The following is a 13,060-nucleotide window of genomic DNA, read 5'->3' as shown; positions in this document are numbered from 1 at the left end:
ATCAGCCGGCGACCCTCCCGCCCGCGGGCCGCCGTCGGCGAGACGCCTAGTTGCGGATGAGGAGCGTCACGGCGGCGAGGACCACGCCGAGGGCGAGGGCCTGGGCGCCGAGGGCGAGGCGGTGGGTGCGCAGGGCGGGGACGGGCAGCAGCCGGTCGACGGCGTGGCGGCCGGGGCCGGTGAGGGTGAGGGCGGCGGCGGCCGCGGCGAGCAGGAGCTCGTACTCCATGCCCTTCGGGGCGAAGAAGGCGCCGGTGCCGTGGACGGCCAGGGCGTTGATCATCGTGCCGGTGACGGCGGCCCCGGCGAGCGGGGTGAGCAGGCCGAGGGCGAGGCCGAGGCCGCCGAGGGTCTCGGTGAGGCCGGCCAGGGCGGCCATGGCGTCGCCGGCCGGGTAGCCGGTGGCGGTGAAGAACTGGCCGGTGCCGCTGATCCCGCCGCCGCCGAACCAGCCGAAGAGCTTCTGGGTGCCGTGGGCGGCCACGGTGAGGCCGAGGACGACGCGCAGCAGGAGCAGTCCGGCGTCGTGGGCGGAGGTGCCGGCGGCGGGGGCGGCCGGGGCGGCGGGCGGGGTCTTCGTCGCGGTGGCGGTGGCGCTGCTCATGGGGGGGGTCCTTCCGGTCGGGCGGCCCGAGGATTGGTTCAAATTCGAACCTGCTTGAGTCCGACCATAGCCACCCAGGAGCCGTTGATTCAAATTCGAACGACCCGTGTACCCTGGCCCCATGGACGAACCGAGATGGCTGGACGACCGCGAGATGCGCGCCTGGAGGGGCTTCCTGGCCGCCTCCGCCCTGGTGAACCGCCGGCTCGACCAGCAGCTCAAGGACGATTCCGGACTCTCCCACCCCCAGTACGAGATCCTCGTGCGGCTCGCCGCGGCGCCCGACCAGGAGCTGCGCATGACGGAGCTCGCCAACGGGCTGATCAACTCCAAGAGCGGCCTGACCTACCAGGTCGGCCAGATGGAGAAGGCCGGCCTGGTCCGCCGCCGCAGCTGCCCCTCGGACGTCCGGGGCGTCTACGCCGTCCTCACGGACGCGGGCCGCACCCGCCTGGAGGAGGCCGCCCCCGGCCACGTCACGGCGGTCCGCGAGGCCCTCGTGGACGTCCTCACCCCCGAACAGCTCGACGCCCTCGCCGACGGCCTCGGCGAGGTCAGCCGCCGGCTGCGCGAACAAGGAGCCTGACGGGACGCGGTCCCGGCGGGCGGCGGCCCGTCAGGGGCGGGGCGGCCGGGGGCGGGACCAGGGGGCGCCGGGGGCCTCGGACTCCGGGCGCAGGCCCAGGGCGTGCAGCAGGTTCACCGCCATCATCGCCGTGAACAGCGGGTTCGGGTTGGCGCCGGTGACGCCCAGGGCTGTGGCGGCCTCCGCGCAGGCGGCGGTGAACGCGTCCGGCCGGACCGGGCCGGGGCCGGCGGTCAGTTCGAGGGCCGCCGCGTGCAGGGCGGCCGCCTGGTCCAGCAGTTGGTCCAGGTGGGCCACCGCCTCGGCGCCGCGACGCGGGGCGAAAGTGTGCCCGTCGGTGAGGACTTCGGCCTCGCCCTCCTCCAGCAGGCGGGCCGCGGAGCCCAGCGCCGTCTGGAGCTTGAGCTGGTCGGCGTCGGCCATGGGGCCGCAGGGGCCGTTGGCCTCGTCGGAGAGGTGGAGGACCCCGCAGTCCCGCAGGTGCACGACCACGTGCCCGGCGCAGTGGCCCTGACTGCGCAGCACCCGGACCGCGCCGTCGGCGAAGGTCCAGCCGACGAACCGCAGCGAGCCGATCCGGATCCGCTCCGGCGGCCGTTCCTCGTACGTCCGGGTCGTCGCGCCGAAGGGCCGCAGCGGCCGGAAGAGCGAGACCACCCGCTCGGCGGTCTCCCGGGGCGGCCCGGGCAGCACGCCCAGCCCGGCCACGCGCTCGAAGGCCCGCACCCAGTACGCCACCGGGTCCCGCATCTGGCCGAGGTCGGGGGCGGGGACGCAGTGCTCCGCCGGCACGCCCAGCGCGTCGGCCAGGTCGTTGTTGCCGACGTGGTCGAGGTGCCCGTGGGTGGTCAGCAGCAGCACCCTGGACCAGGGGCCGACCAGGTCGGCGGCCTCCCGGAGCGCCGCGCGGAACGGCTCCGTGACACCGGTGTCGACCAGGACGAGCGTCTCGCCGCTCCGGTGGACGAGGGCGTTGGCCACGTCGGGCCGTCCGTGCGCCAGGTCCAGCTCCTGCCCGGCGACCAGCACCGTCCGGTCGTCGATCCCGATCAGCTCGCCGAGCCCGGCCACGCCGCCTCCCGCGAGGCCGCCGCAGGCGGGACGGCCCCGCAGTCGAGCGTACGCCGGGTGCGCCGCGTCCGCGTTCCGCCACCTCGGCGGGGTGCTCTGCCCTACGGTCGGCAGCAGGTCACAGCACACGACTCCACCGCACCGGGAGGTTCTTCGTGAAGATGCTCATCAACTCACCCGACACCGTGGTCTCCGACGCCTTGCGCGGCATGGCGGCCGCGCATCCCGAGCTCGACGTCGACGTGGAGCGGCAGGTTGTCGTGCGGCGGGACGCGCGGGCCGGCGGCCGGGTCGGGCTGGTGTCCGGGGGCGGCTCCGGGCACGAGCCGCTGCACGCCGGGTTCGTGGGGCCCGGGATGCTCTCCGCCGCCTGCGCCGGCGCCGTGTTCACCTCGCCGGTGCCCGACCAGATGCTGCACGCGGCCGGGGCCGTGGACGCCGGTCAGGGGGTGCTGTTCGTCGTCAAGAACTACACCGGCGACGTGCTGAACTTCCAGATGGCCGCCGAACTGGCGGAGGAGGACGGCCTGCGGGTGGAGCGGGTGCTCGTCGACGACGACGTCGCCGTCACCGACAGCCTCTACACGGCCGGCCGGCGCGGCACGGGAGGCACCCTCTTCGTCGAGAAGATCGCCGGGGCGGCCGCCGAGGAGGGCGCACCGCTGGAGCGGGTCGCCGCCCTCGCCCGGCGGGTCAACGCGTCGTCCCGCAGTTTCGGGGTGGCGCTCAGCGCCTGCAGCACGCCCGCGAAGGGCGGTCCCACCTTCGACCTCCCCGACGGGGAACTGGAACTGGGCGTCGGGATCCACGGCGAGCCCGGCCGGGAGCGGCGCGCGATGATGACCTCGCGGGAGATCGCGGAGGTGGCGGTGGCGGCCGTACTGGACGACCTCGCGGAGACCGGACCGCCCGCCGGTCCGGTGCTGCTGCTGGTCAACGGGATGGGAGCGACCCCGCTGCTGGAGCTGTACGGGTTCCACGCGGAGGTGGCCGCCGCCCTGGCCGCGCGGGGCGTCGAGGTGGCGCGGGCGCTCGTCGGGAACTACGTCACCTCCCTGGACATGGCGGGCTGTTCGGTGACGGTGTGCCGGGCGGACGAGGAGCTGCTGCGGCTGTGGGACGCGCCGGTGCGCACGGCCGCCCTGCGCTGGGGGTGCTGAGGATGCGTGACGCGGAGTTCTTCCGGCACTGGTTGGAGGCCGCCGCGGCGGCGGTGGAACGGGAGGCGGACCGGCTCACCGAGCTCGACTCCCCCATCGGGGACGCCGACCACGGGGCCAACCTGCTGCGGGGCTTCACGGCCGTGCGCACGGCACTGGCCGGGGCCGACCCGGCGGACGCGCCCGGGGCGCTGCTCCAGTTGGCCGGCCGCACCCTGATCTCCACGGTGGGCGGCGCGTCCGGCCCGCTGTACGGAACGCTGCTGCGGCGCACCGGCAAGGAACTCGGGGAGGCCTCCGAGGTCTCCGACGAGGAGCTGCGCGCGGCCCTGGACGCGGGCGTGGACGCGGTGGCCCGGCTGGGCGGGGCGGCCCCGGGCGACAAGACGATGCTCGACGCGCTGGTCCCGGGGGTCGCGGCGCTGGGTACGTCCTACCGTGCCGCCGGGGACGCGGCGGAGGGCGGGGCCCTCGCCACGGTCCCGATACTGGCCCGCAAGGGCCGCGCCAGCTACCTCGGGGAGCGCAGCGTCGGGCACCAGGACCCGGGGGCCACCTCGGCCGCCCTGCTGCTGGGCGCGCTGGCCGACACGGCGGAGGGGACCGCGTGAGCGGCGGGGCGCTGGTCGGGATCGTGCTGGTGTCGCACAGCGCCGGGGTCGCCGGGTCGGTGGCGGAGCTGGCGCGGGGCATCGCGGCGGGCGGGGCCGTGGCCCCGGTGGCCCCGGCGGGCGGCACCGCCGACGGCGGGCTCGGCACGAGCGCGGAGCTCATCACGGCGGCGGCCTCGGCGGTGGACCGGGGGGCCGGGGTCGCACTGCTGGTGGACCTCGGCAGCTCGGTGCTGACCGTCAAGGCGCTCCTGGAGGACGAGGAACTCCCGGCCGGCTCCCGGCTGGTGGACGCGCCGTTCCTGGAGGGGGCGGTGGCGGCGGTGATCACCGCGTCCGCGGGGGCTCCCCTGGAGGCGGTGGTGGCGGCGGCCGAGGAGGCGTACGCCTACCGCAAGGCGTGACCCGGCGGTACCCCTGCGCGGGGCGAGGTCCCCTACCCTCCCTTCACCCGTTCCTCCACCGGCTACCGCTGGGGGGGGTGCCCCCAGGGGCTCCGCCCCAGACCCCGCGCCTCAAACGCCGGCGGGGCTGGAATGTCGCGCAGCGAAATCCAGCCCGCGCTGGGGCACCTCCCGGCGGCAGCTGGGGGAGTTCGAGCGCACCGGGCGCGCAGCGCCCGGGGGAACGGTGGAAGTGGGGGTCCCCCCGGACGGAGTCTGGGGGAGGGTAGGGGACAGCCCCGCGCAGCGGCCGGCCCCCGCCCTGCACGGCCCGGCCCGGCCCCGCACGGCACGGCACGGCAACCGCCGGAGGCTACCGCCCCCGGAGGTGTTCCATTTCGCGGCGCTCCCGCTTCGTCGGCCGCCCCGCGCCCCGGTCGCGGATGCCGACCACCGCCGCCTCCACCGGGGTCGGCGGCGGCGGGCTGTTGTCCACGTAGCACTCGGCGGCGACCGGCGGTCCGACCCGCTTCGTCACGGGGCGCCGGACCACGACGATCCGCTCGCGGCCCGCGTGGAAGAGCCGTACCTCGTCGCCCGCCCGCACCTGCTGCGCGGGCTTCGCCCGCTCGCCGTTGACCTTCACGTGGCCCGCCCGGCAGGCCGTCGCCGCCACGGACCGGGTCTTGGTGAGCCGGACCGACCAGATCCAGGCGTCCACCCGCGCGGTCCCCGTCTCCAGCGGGGCCGTCCCCGACTCCGTGGTCCTCGTACCGTCAGTCATGCCCCGACTCTAGCGATCCGGCGGCCCCGGAGCGGAACGGTTTTGGCAGATACCACAAGAGTCGTGGCATATGCGATAGAGATCAGGCCAAACGAATTGCACATGCGGCCTACCTGCCCCTACCTTGTCGCACATGCAGACCTACACCATCGGCCGGGTCGCGACCCGTCGCGACGAGGGCGGCCGCCGCCTGATCGACGGCCGCGACCTGGCGGCCTTCCCGGCCGTCCGGCTCGGCGACGTCGCCGCCGGGGCCGAGGTCCAGGCCGGTCCCCACCGGCCGGTCTCGCTCCTCCCCCACGAGGCCGTCGAGGAGCTCGGGCCGGAGGTCGGGGCGCGGGCCACCGCCCGCGCGTAGTCGACCGGCCTGCACGTCGACGTCGCCCGACCCGGCCCGGCGACACCGGACCGAGGCCGACGCCAGTCCCTCCGCTCGTTCCCGCCCGCTCCGCCCGTCACCGGCGCGGGTCACCACCGCGCGGCTCCGGCACCCGGCCGGCCGCCGACCCGACCGAGGAGCACCCGCTCATGTCCGCCACCCCGCACACCCGCCGCATCGCCGCCGCCGCGCTCGGCGCCGCCCTGCTCGTCCCCCTCTCCGCCTGTGGCAGCGGCAGCGGCGACGACGAGAAGAAGGCGGACGACGCCGCCCCCTCCGCCTCGGCGCAGGCCTCCACCGAGGCCAAGGCCGCGAACCTCACCGTGCTCGCCGCGTCCTCCCTCACCGACGTGTTCACCACGGCGAAGGCGGCCTACGAGAAGTCCCACCCCGGCACCAGGGTGACCTTCTCCTTCGCCGGTTCCCAGGAACTCGCCGCCCAGGTCAAGCAGGGCGCCCCGGCCGACGCGCTGGTCACCGCGGACACCAAGACCATGGACGGCCTGAAGGGCGAGACCGACGGCCCCACGGTCATCGCGAAGAACCGCCTGGTCATCGCCACCGGCAAGGGCAACCCCTTCAAGGTCGACGAGCTCAAGGACCTCGCCGACTCCAAGATCAAGGTCGTCCTCGCGGCGCCCGAGGTCCCCGTCGGCCGGTACGGCAAGCAGATCCTGGACGCCCAGAAGATCGAGGTGAAGCCGGTCTCCCAGGAGCCCAACGTCCGCGCCGTCCTGAGCAAGGTCGAGCTGGGCGAGGCCGACGCCGGCCTCGTCTACAAGACCGACACCGTCAAGTCCGCCGACAAGGTCGTCGCCGTGGACATCCCGGACGGGCAGAACGCCGTCGCCTCCTACCCGGCCGCCACCCTCAAGCAGTCCAAGAACGCCGAGGCCGCCGCCGCCTTCGTGGCCTGGCTGAGCGGCCCCGAGGCGCAGAAGATCCTCCAGGACGCCGGCTTCCAGAAGGCCTAGCCGGCCCGGCCGCAAGGGGGGGCCGCCCGGTCCGGGGGGACGGGCGGCCCCCCTTCGGCGTGTCCGGCGGCCGCGCCGCGCCCGTACGCTCCGTAGGATCCCTCCCCGGCCCCGACCAGGAACCCCCATCACCCCATGAGCAGACTCCGCACCCGCACCCGGCCCCCCGTGACGCTGGCGCTCCCCGCGCTGCTCGCCGTCGCGTTCCTGCTGCTGCCGCTCGTCGGCATCCTCAGCCGCACGCAGTGGGGCGAACTGGGCGCCCACCTCACCAGCCCCGGCGTGGTCACGGCCCTGAAGCTGTCGCTGCTGGTGTCCCTGTGGGCGCTCGGCCTCTCGCTGCTCCTCGGGGTGCCGCTGGCCTGGCTGCTGGCCCGGGTCGAGTTCAAGGGCAAGGCCTTCGTCCGCTCGCTGGTGCTGCTGCCGATGGTGCTGCCGCCGACCGTCGGCGGTGTCGCGCTGCTGCTCGGCTTCGGGCGGCGCGGACTGCTCGGACCCTGGCTGGAGGACACCTTCGGCGTCACGCTGCCCTTCCACACCTCCGGGGCGGTCGTCGCGGCCACGTTCGTCGCCATGCCCTTCCTGGTGATCAGCCTGGAGGGGGCGCTCGGCGGGCTGAAGCGGAGCTACGAGGAGACCGCCGCCTCCCTCGGCGCCTCGCCGGTCCGGGTGTTCTTCACGGTCACCATGCCCATGGTCGCCCCCGGCCTGATCGCCGGCGCGGCCCTCACCTGGGCCCGCGCGCTCGGCGAGTTCGGCGCGACCATCACCTTCGCCGGCAACCTGCCGGGCACCACCCAGACCCTGCCCCTCCAGGTCTACCTGCTGCTCCAGGACCAGCCGGAGGCGGCCACCTCGGTCTCGCTGCTCCTGCTGGCCATCGCCATGGGCGTGCTCATCGCGCTGCGCGGCCGCTGGACGGGCACGCCCGCTGCCGCGAAGCCCCGCTCCGCTGCCCGGCAGCCGGAAGCCCCCGCCGCCCCCGCGCAAGCCCCCGCTCCGGACGTGCCGGACGACGGGCGCTGGCCCCTGCACGCCGAGGTCACCGGCTTCAACGAGCTCACCCTCGACGCCGCACCCGGCACCACCATCGCCGTGGTGGGCGAGAACGGCGCCGGCAAGACCACCCTCCTGCGCGCCCTGCTCGGCCTGACCCCGCGCGCCCGCGCCGAGCTGCGGCTCGGCGACACCGACGTCACCGCCCTGCCCCCGCACCGGCGCCAGGTGGCCTGGGTCCCGCAGGACGGGGCGCTGTTCCCGCACCTGAGCGCCCTGGCCAACACCGCGTACGGGCTGCGCGCCCGCCGGGTCGGACGCGCCGAGGCCCGCCGCGAGGCGCAGCTGTGGCTGGACCGGCTCGGGGTGGGACACCTCGCGCAGCGGCGGCCCGCGCAGCTGTCCGGCGGTCAGGCGCAGCGGGTGGCCCTCGCCCGGGCGCTGGCGGCCCGGCCCCGGCTGCTGCTGCTCGACGAGCCCCTCGCCGCCCTGGACCAGACGACCCGGGCGCACGTGCGACACACCCTGCGCAGGCACCTGGCCGGCTTCGGCGGGGTCTGCCTGATCGTCACGCACGACCCCGTCGAGGCGGTGTCGCTGGCCCAGCGGGTCCTCGTCCTGGCCGACGGGCGCACCCTCCAGGACGCGCCGCCCGCCGAGGTCACCCGGCATCCGCGCTCGCCGTGGGTGGCCCGGATGTTGGGCCGCAACGCCTGGCCCGGCACCGCCTCCGCCGAAGGGCTCGCGCTCGCGGGAGGCGGCCGGCTGGTGGTGGCGGAAACCCTGCCGGAGGGGGCGCAGGCTCTGGCGATCATCGCCCCGGAGGCGGTGTCGCTGCACCGGGACCGCCCGGGCGGCAGCCCCCGCAACGTCTGGCGGGGAACGGTCAGGGAGGTCACCTCGGCCGGCAGCCGGCTGCGCGTGCTGGTCGCCTCGGCCGGGGCGCCCGACCTGGTAGCGGAGATCACCCCGGAGGCGGCCGCGGAGCTCGGCGTGGCCGACGGCGCGCCGGTGTGGACGAGCGTGAAGGCCACCGAGGTCACGCTGGTGCCGCTCTAGGCCGTGTCTTCCGGAGACGGTTTGGACGCCGGACGCGGCGCTGACGTATGTTCAGCGCTTGTCGTACCGGCGTTCGACCGGCCGGTATCACCTTCGCCCGATCGCCACCGCGCTCGCGCACGTCTCGTGGGGGGTCCCGCACCATGTCCTTCAGCGCGCCCGGATCGCCGCCGCCACCGCAGGGCCCCGGCCCGCAGCCGCCGTACGGGGCGAGCCCGTACCCGGCCGGCCCGCCGCTTCCCGGAACCCCCTACCCGGGCCAGGCGTTCCCGTACCCCCCGCCGCCGCCCGTGCAGCAGCTGCGCAGCCCGCAGGGGCTCGCGACCGCGCTGACGGTGCTGCTCCTGGGGACGGCCGCGGTCAACGTGTACTCGGCCGCCGCCAACCTGAACACCTGGTCGCTGATGGGTGACGTCGCCGCGGACCCCTCCTCGGTCCCGGACGACACGCTCGACCAGGCCGACATGCTGGTCGGCGTCGCCGCCGGCCTGCAGTGGCTGGCCCTGGCCGCCACGGCCGTGGTGTTCGTCATCTGGTTCTACCGGGTGCGCGTCAACGGCCAGGTCTTCCGCCCCGACGCCTTCACCCTGGCGAGCGGCTGGGCCGTCGGCTCCTGGTTCGTGCCCCTCGGCAACCTCTTCCTGCCGTACAAGGTGGCGAGGCAGACCTGGGAGGCGAGCGTGCAGCTCGCGCCGGACGGCTCGTACCGGCGCGTGTCCTCGGCCCCGGTGACCTGCTGGTGGCTCGTGTGGGTCCTGTCCCTGCTCCTCGACCGGGTCCTCGGCGTGGTGTACGTCCGCGCCGAGACCCCCGAGAGCCTCGGCGCCGCCTCGCTGCTCGGTGTCGTCTCCGACCTGACGGTGGTCACCGCGGCCGTCCTCGCGGTGCGGTTCGTCCGCAAGCTGACGGCCCTGCAGAACGTGAAGGCCACTCAGGGCCCGTACGCGGCCGTCTGACCCCCGCCCGCTAGCGGGCACCGGCGGGGACCGGCACGGCGAACTCGCACCACACGCACTTGCCGGCCCCCCGGGGTTCCACGCCCCAGGCGTCCGCGAGCCGCTCGACCAGCAGCAGGCCCCGGCCCGACACCGCCCAGTCGTCGGCCTCCCGGCGGCGGGGCAGGGCGCTGCTGCGGTCCTCGACCTCGATGCGGATCCGGCCGGCGGCGGTCAGCCGCAGGGCGACCTGCCCGCCGCCTTCGGTGTGGACGAGGGCGTTGGTCATCAGCTCGTCCGCCGCCAGTTCGATCTCGTCGGCCCGGTCCCGGGCGCCCCAGGCCGCCACCGCCGCCCGGATCAGGTGCCGGGCCATCGCCGGGCCGTCGGCGTCGCCCGGCTCCAGGCGCTGGCGCAGCGGCCCGCCGCCGCGCGGGGCGGGGGTGCCGCGCCGGCGCAGCAGGAGCAGGGCCATGTCGTCCCCGCCGCCCGCGTCCCCGACCAGGTCGCACAGGACGTCGGCGAGTTCCTCGACGTCGGCCGGGCCGTGCTCGGCGGCCTCCATGAACTCCCGCATCCCCGCCTCGGCGTCGCCCCCGGGCCGTTCGACGAGGCCGTCGGTGCACAGCAGCAGCGTGTCCCCGGGGTGCAGTTCGAGGGTGGTGACGGGGTAGCCGGAGCCGCTGCCGTGCTGCTCGCGCGGGGGCAGGCCGAGGGGGAGCCCGCCCGCCACCTGGATCCGGTGGCAGCTGCCGTCCCCGCGCCGCACGACCGGGTCGAGGTGGCCGGCCCGTACGACGTGCAGCATCCCGGTGTTCAGGTCCAGTTCGGCGTAGGTGCAGGTGGCGAAGCGCTCCGTCGCCAGGTCGCGCAGGAAGGCGGAGGCCCGCGCCAGCGCCGTGCCGGGGGTGTGGCCCTCCAGGACGTAGGCGCGGAGCACGATCCGCAGCTGGCCCATGACGGCCGCCGCGTCCGTGTCGTGGCCCTCGACGTCGCCGATCGTCACCCCGACCCGGCCTTCGCCGAGGGGGACGACGTCGTACCAGTCGCCGCCGATGTCCCGCCCGACCCGGGCGGCCCGGTACCGTACGGCGATCAGCGCGCCCGGCACCTCCGGGATGACCCGGGGCAGCATGGCCCGCTGGAGCCCCTCGGCGAGGTCGTGCTCCTGCTCGAAGAGCATGGCCCGCTGGAGCCCCTGCGCGATCCCGCTGCCGAGCGCCACCAGCAGGTTGCGCTCCTCCGCGTCGAAGTCCCCGTCGCGCGTGTACAGCAGGCCGAGCGCGCCGACGGGGCGGCCCTGCGCGATCAGCGGCAGGTAGACCCCGCTGCGCACGGCCAGCGGTTCGATGTACGGCCACAGCAGGGGGTAGCGCCGCTGGAACTCCTCCCGGGAGGCGATGAAGACCGGCTGCAGGGTCCGTACGGCCTCGCTCATCGGGAACCCCGCGTCGACGCGGGTGTACTCGATCTCGGGCACGTACGAGCCCAGCTGGCCCTCCGCGACCAGGTGGATCCGGCCCCCGTCGACGATGCCGAGCATGACGCTGACGGCGCCGAGATGGCCGAGGGCCTCGGGGTCCTTGAGGACGTCGGTGACGTCGTTCACGGTGCGGGCGTGCGCGAGGATCGCGGTGGTCCGCTCGACGACCCCGGTCATCCGGCGCCGTCCCTCGTCCCGCTCCCCCGCCGCGCCGGGCTCCCCGGGGTCCTGGTCGGCGTCGCGGAGGATGCCGATGACCCGGTACGCGCGGCCGTGCGGATCCCGCAGGATGTGCCCCTGGACGTGGGTCCAGACCGCCGTCCCGTCCTCGCGCAGGGTGCGGACGTACGCCCCGTAGTGGCTGCGGCCGTCCTCCAGCGCCCGCGCCACCCGGCGGTCCAGCCGTGCCCCGTCGCCGGGCACGACCCGGCGGCGCAGTCCGGCCGGGGTCCCGTCGAACTGCTCCGGGCGCAGGTGGAGGACCTCGAGGGCGGTGTCGTCCAGGTGCAGACGCCCGCTGTCGAGGTCCCAGTCGAAGGTGCCCATCCGGTTGAGCGCGAGGCTCAGGTCGGGCCGCGCGGGCCAGTCGACCTCCGGGGTCCGTCCCCGCTGGTCCATGCAGCCAGGGTCTCACTGTTCACCGGGGCACGGCATGCCGGGGCGTCCGGACGCCGTCTGCGCCGTCCCGCGCGCGGCCTGACGGTCTCAGGGCGACGGCCGGGCCGTCGACGGCGGGGCGGAGGTGTCCGCCGGGCCCGTCGGCGGGCTGGTGGCCGTCGGGGTTCCCGCACCGGTCGGTGTTCCGGCCGGGGTGGGGGTCGGTGTCCGGGCCGGGGGCGGCGGGGTGGCCGGGGGTGTGGTCGGGGTCGGGGTCGGGGTCGGGGTCGGGGTCGGGGTCGGGGTCGGGGTCGGCTCCGAGGGTGTGACGACGAGCGGCGGAGGGTGCACCTCCGGCGTGGGGGTCGGCGTCGCGGCCGCCGAGGGCGACACCACCGGCGGCGAGACGACGGGCGGGGAGACGACCGGCGGCCCGACGGGCGGCTTGACGGGCTTGTCGGGCCGGTCCGCGGTGCCGCTGTCGCGTTCCAGCCACAGGTGGTCGTGGTGGTCGTAGATGACGAACGTGTTCACGACCGTCACCGACGGCGCGACGACGACCACTCCGGCCGGGCGGTACGAGGGCCAGGGCCGGCCGTAGCGCTTGGGATCGGCCCGCAGCGCCACCGGCGGCCCCAGCGGGTTCCCGCAGGCGCAGCGCACCCTCGGCACCCCCCGGTCGTCCACCAGCACGGCCGTCCCGGCCTGGAGCACGGCCTGGTAGGGGGTGGCGCGGCCGTCGCGGTAGCCGTGGTTGGTGACCCGGGTGTCGATCCTCAGCTGCACGGGGGTGAGGGCCCGCAGGTAGCCGGGGACGGCGGCCGGCCGCAGGCCCAGGGCCGAGGCGAAGGCGGCGTTCTTGGCGGGCTGCGAGGTCAGGGCGGTGACCTGCTGCTCCACGTCGCAGCTGGCGACGTCCTTCGTGCCGCCGTACAGCCCGGGCGAGGAGCCGCTGACGCTGCGGGTGCCCGCGGGCGCGGTGGGCGCGGCCGTGCCCTGCGGCGGGGTCTCGGGCGGCGGGGTGGCCCGCTTCGCCGCACTGGACTCCGTGAAGGGGTCCCGTCCGGGCTCGGCGGCCGGCTGGAGGAACACCTCCGCCGCGGCCCGCTGCGGGGTGCCTCCCCCGCCACCGCCGGGCCTGCTCAGCACGACCACCAGGGTGACCACCGCGACCAGCGCCACGGCGGCCGTCGCGACCCCGGGCACCGAGCGCCACCAGGGCCCCCGCGGCGGTTCCCCGACGCCGGGCCCGCCGGGAGGAGGCGGCGGCGGGGGTGCCCCGCCGCCGCCCGAGAGCGGGCCGGACGGCGGGCCGGTGGGCCGCCCGGACGACGGCGGCGGCTGCTGTGACGGCTGTGACGGCCGCGGCGGCTGCGGCGGCCGCTCGCCGGAGGGTTGCGTGGTCACGGGCTCCTCTTCCCAGGCGGACGCATCCGGG

General features: G+C 76.1%; 13 protein-coding genes. 8 read left to right on the top strand and 5 right to left on the bottom strand.

Translation table 11 applies throughout. The features are described from left to right. Positions 1-46: 46 nt before the first annotated feature. Positions 47-604, bottom strand: a complete 558-nt coding sequence (locus tag ABD973_RS30025; protein WP_345503254.1) for a DoxX family membrane protein — start codon at positions 602-604, stop codon at positions 47-49. A 121-nt stretch (positions 605-725) separates the two neighbouring features. Here ABD973_RS30025 and ABD973_RS30020 point away from each other — a divergent pair, with 121 nt between their 5' ends. Then, positions 726-1,190 (top strand): MarR family winged helix-turn-helix transcriptional regulator, encoded by a 465-nt coding sequence (locus tag ABD973_RS30020; RefSeq protein ID WP_125820172.1) that lies wholly within the window; start codon positions 726-728, stop codon positions 1,188-1,190. A gap of 30 nt (positions 1,191-1,220) precedes the next feature. Here the strand turns inward: ABD973_RS30020 and ABD973_RS30015 are convergent, their stop codons facing one another. Further along, on the bottom strand, positions 1,221-2,261 hold the full coding sequence (locus ABD973_RS30015) for an MBL fold metallo-hydrolase (RefSeq protein WP_345503252.1): 1,041 nt from the start codon (positions 2,259-2,261) through the stop codon (positions 1,221-1,223). A gap of 161 nt (positions 2,262-2,422) precedes the next feature. On the opposite strand from ABD973_RS30015, the gene dhaK reads away from it, so the two are divergent. The 3 genes from dhaK to ABD973_RS30000 are packed head-to-tail and all read left to right on the top strand — an operon-like array spanning position 2,423 to position 4,436. Next, positions 2,423-3,421 carry a dihydroxyacetone kinase subunit DhaK gene (gene dhaK / locus ABD973_RS30010; protein WP_125823856.1) on the top strand — a complete coding sequence of 333 codons (999 nt, stop codon included), beginning with the start codon at positions 2,423-2,425 and terminating at the stop codon, positions 3,419-3,421. 2 nt (positions 3,422-3,423) lie between these two features. Further along, a complete protein-coding gene (gene dhaL / locus ABD973_RS30005) occupies positions 3,424-4,032 on the top strand; it encodes a dihydroxyacetone kinase subunit DhaL (RefSeq protein WP_345503250.1) in 609 nt (202 codons plus the stop codon). Further along, positions 4,029-4,436 (top strand): PTS-dependent dihydroxyacetone kinase phosphotransferase subunit DhaM, encoded by a 408-nt coding sequence (locus ABD973_RS30000; RefSeq protein ID WP_125604193.1) that lies wholly within the window; start codon positions 4,029-4,031, stop codon positions 4,434-4,436. Before dhaL ends, ABD973_RS30000 begins: the two co-directional genes overlap by 4 nt. Before the next feature lie 352 nt (positions 4,437-4,788). Here the strand turns inward: ABD973_RS30000 and ABD973_RS29995 are convergent, their stop codons facing one another. Continuing rightward, on the bottom strand, positions 4,789-5,199 hold the full coding sequence (locus tag ABD973_RS29995) for an RNA-binding S4 domain-containing protein (RefSeq protein ID WP_125820175.1): 411 nt from the start codon (positions 5,197-5,199) through the stop codon (positions 4,789-4,791). Between the two features lie 133 nt (positions 5,200-5,332). Between ABD973_RS29995 and ABD973_RS29990 the strand changes: the two genes are divergently transcribed. The 4 genes from ABD973_RS29990 to ABD973_RS29975 all read left to right on the top strand — a co-directional run bounded on the left by ABD973_RS29990 (position 5,333) and on the right by ABD973_RS29975 (position 9,563). Next, positions 5,333-5,557: a hypothetical protein gene (locus ABD973_RS29990; RefSeq protein ID WP_386381954.1), complete on the top strand. Its 225-nt coding sequence runs from the start codon at positions 5,333-5,335 to the stop codon at positions 5,555-5,557. A 170-nt stretch (positions 5,558-5,727) separates the two neighbouring features. Further along, the gene (gene modA, locus ABD973_RS29985; RefSeq protein ID WP_125820176.1) at positions 5,728-6,552 is read left to right on the top strand and encodes a molybdate ABC transporter substrate-binding protein; all 825 of its coding nucleotides are present in this window, start codon (positions 5,728-5,730) and stop codon (positions 6,550-6,552) included. A 135-nt stretch (positions 6,553-6,687) separates the two neighbouring features. Then, positions 6,688-8,607, top strand: coding sequence for an ABC transporter permease (locus ABD973_RS29980; protein WP_125820177.1), 1,920 nt, complete (start codon positions 6,688-6,690; stop codon positions 8,605-8,607). 143 nt (positions 8,608-8,750) lie between these two features. Beyond that, positions 8,751-9,563, top strand: a complete 813-nt coding sequence (locus ABD973_RS29975; protein ID WP_125820178.1) for a DUF4328 domain-containing protein — start codon at positions 8,751-8,753, stop codon at positions 9,561-9,563. 10 nt (positions 9,564-9,573) lie between these two features. Here ABD973_RS29975 and ABD973_RS29970 read toward each other — a convergent pair whose 3' ends face one another. Further along, positions 9,574-11,643, bottom strand: coding sequence for a SpoIIE family protein phosphatase (locus tag ABD973_RS29970; protein WP_125820179.1), 2,070 nt, complete (start codon positions 11,641-11,643; stop codon positions 9,574-9,576). Positions 11,644-11,730: 87 nt separating this feature from the next. Beyond that, the gene (locus ABD973_RS29965; RefSeq protein ID WP_345503246.1) at positions 11,731-13,029 is read right to left on the bottom strand and encodes a DUF6777 domain-containing protein; all 1,299 of its coding nucleotides are present in this window, start codon (positions 13,027-13,029) and stop codon (positions 11,731-11,733) included. Positions 13,030-13,060: the final 31 nt, after the last annotated feature.

Source organism: Streptomyces racemochromogenes, assembly GCF_039535215.1.
Taxonomy (GTDB): domain Bacteria; phylum Actinomycetota; class Actinomycetes; order Streptomycetales; family Streptomycetaceae; genus Streptomyces; species Streptomyces racemochromogenes.
Note: the sequence above shows the minus strand (reverse complement) of the source record. Positions and strands in the feature narration are given on the sequence as shown.

Excerpts from the sequence above, each read along its gene's own strand:
- ABD973_RS30025 (WP_345503254.1), bottom strand. The coding sequence starts at position 604 with ATGAGCAGCGCCACCGCCACCGCGACGAAGACCCCGCCCGCCGCCCCG.
- ABD973_RS29975 (WP_125820178.1), top strand. The coding sequence starts at position 8,751 with ATGTCCTTCAGCGCGCCCGGATCGCCGCCGCCACCGCAGGGCCCCGGC.
- ABD973_RS29995 (WP_125820175.1), bottom strand. The coding sequence starts at position 5,199 with ATGACTGACGGTACGAGGACCACGGAGTCGGGGACGGCCCCGCTGGAG.
- ABD973_RS29980 (WP_125820177.1), top strand. The coding sequence starts at position 6,688 with ATGAGCAGACTCCGCACCCGCACCCGGCCCCCCGTGACGCTGGCGCTC.
- ABD973_RS29990 (WP_386381954.1), top strand. The coding sequence starts at position 5,333 with ATGCAGACCTACACCATCGGCCGGGTCGCGACCCGTCGCGACGAGGGC.
- dhaK (WP_125823856.1), top strand. The coding sequence starts at position 2,423 with ATGCTCATCAACTCACCCGACACCGTGGTCTCCGACGCCTTGCGCGGC.
- dhaL (WP_345503250.1), top strand. The coding sequence starts at position 3,424 with ATGCGTGACGCGGAGTTCTTCCGGCACTGGTTGGAGGCCGCCGCGGCG.
- ABD973_RS30020 (WP_125820172.1), top strand. The coding sequence starts at position 726 with ATGGACGAACCGAGATGGCTGGACGACCGCGAGATGCGCGCCTGGAGG.
- modA (WP_125820176.1), top strand. The coding sequence starts at position 5,728 with ATGTCCGCCACCCCGCACACCCGCCGCATCGCCGCCGCCGCGCTCGGC.
- ABD973_RS29970 (WP_125820179.1), bottom strand. The coding sequence starts at position 11,643 with ATGGACCAGCGGGGACGGACCCCGGAGGTCGACTGGCCCGCGCGGCCC.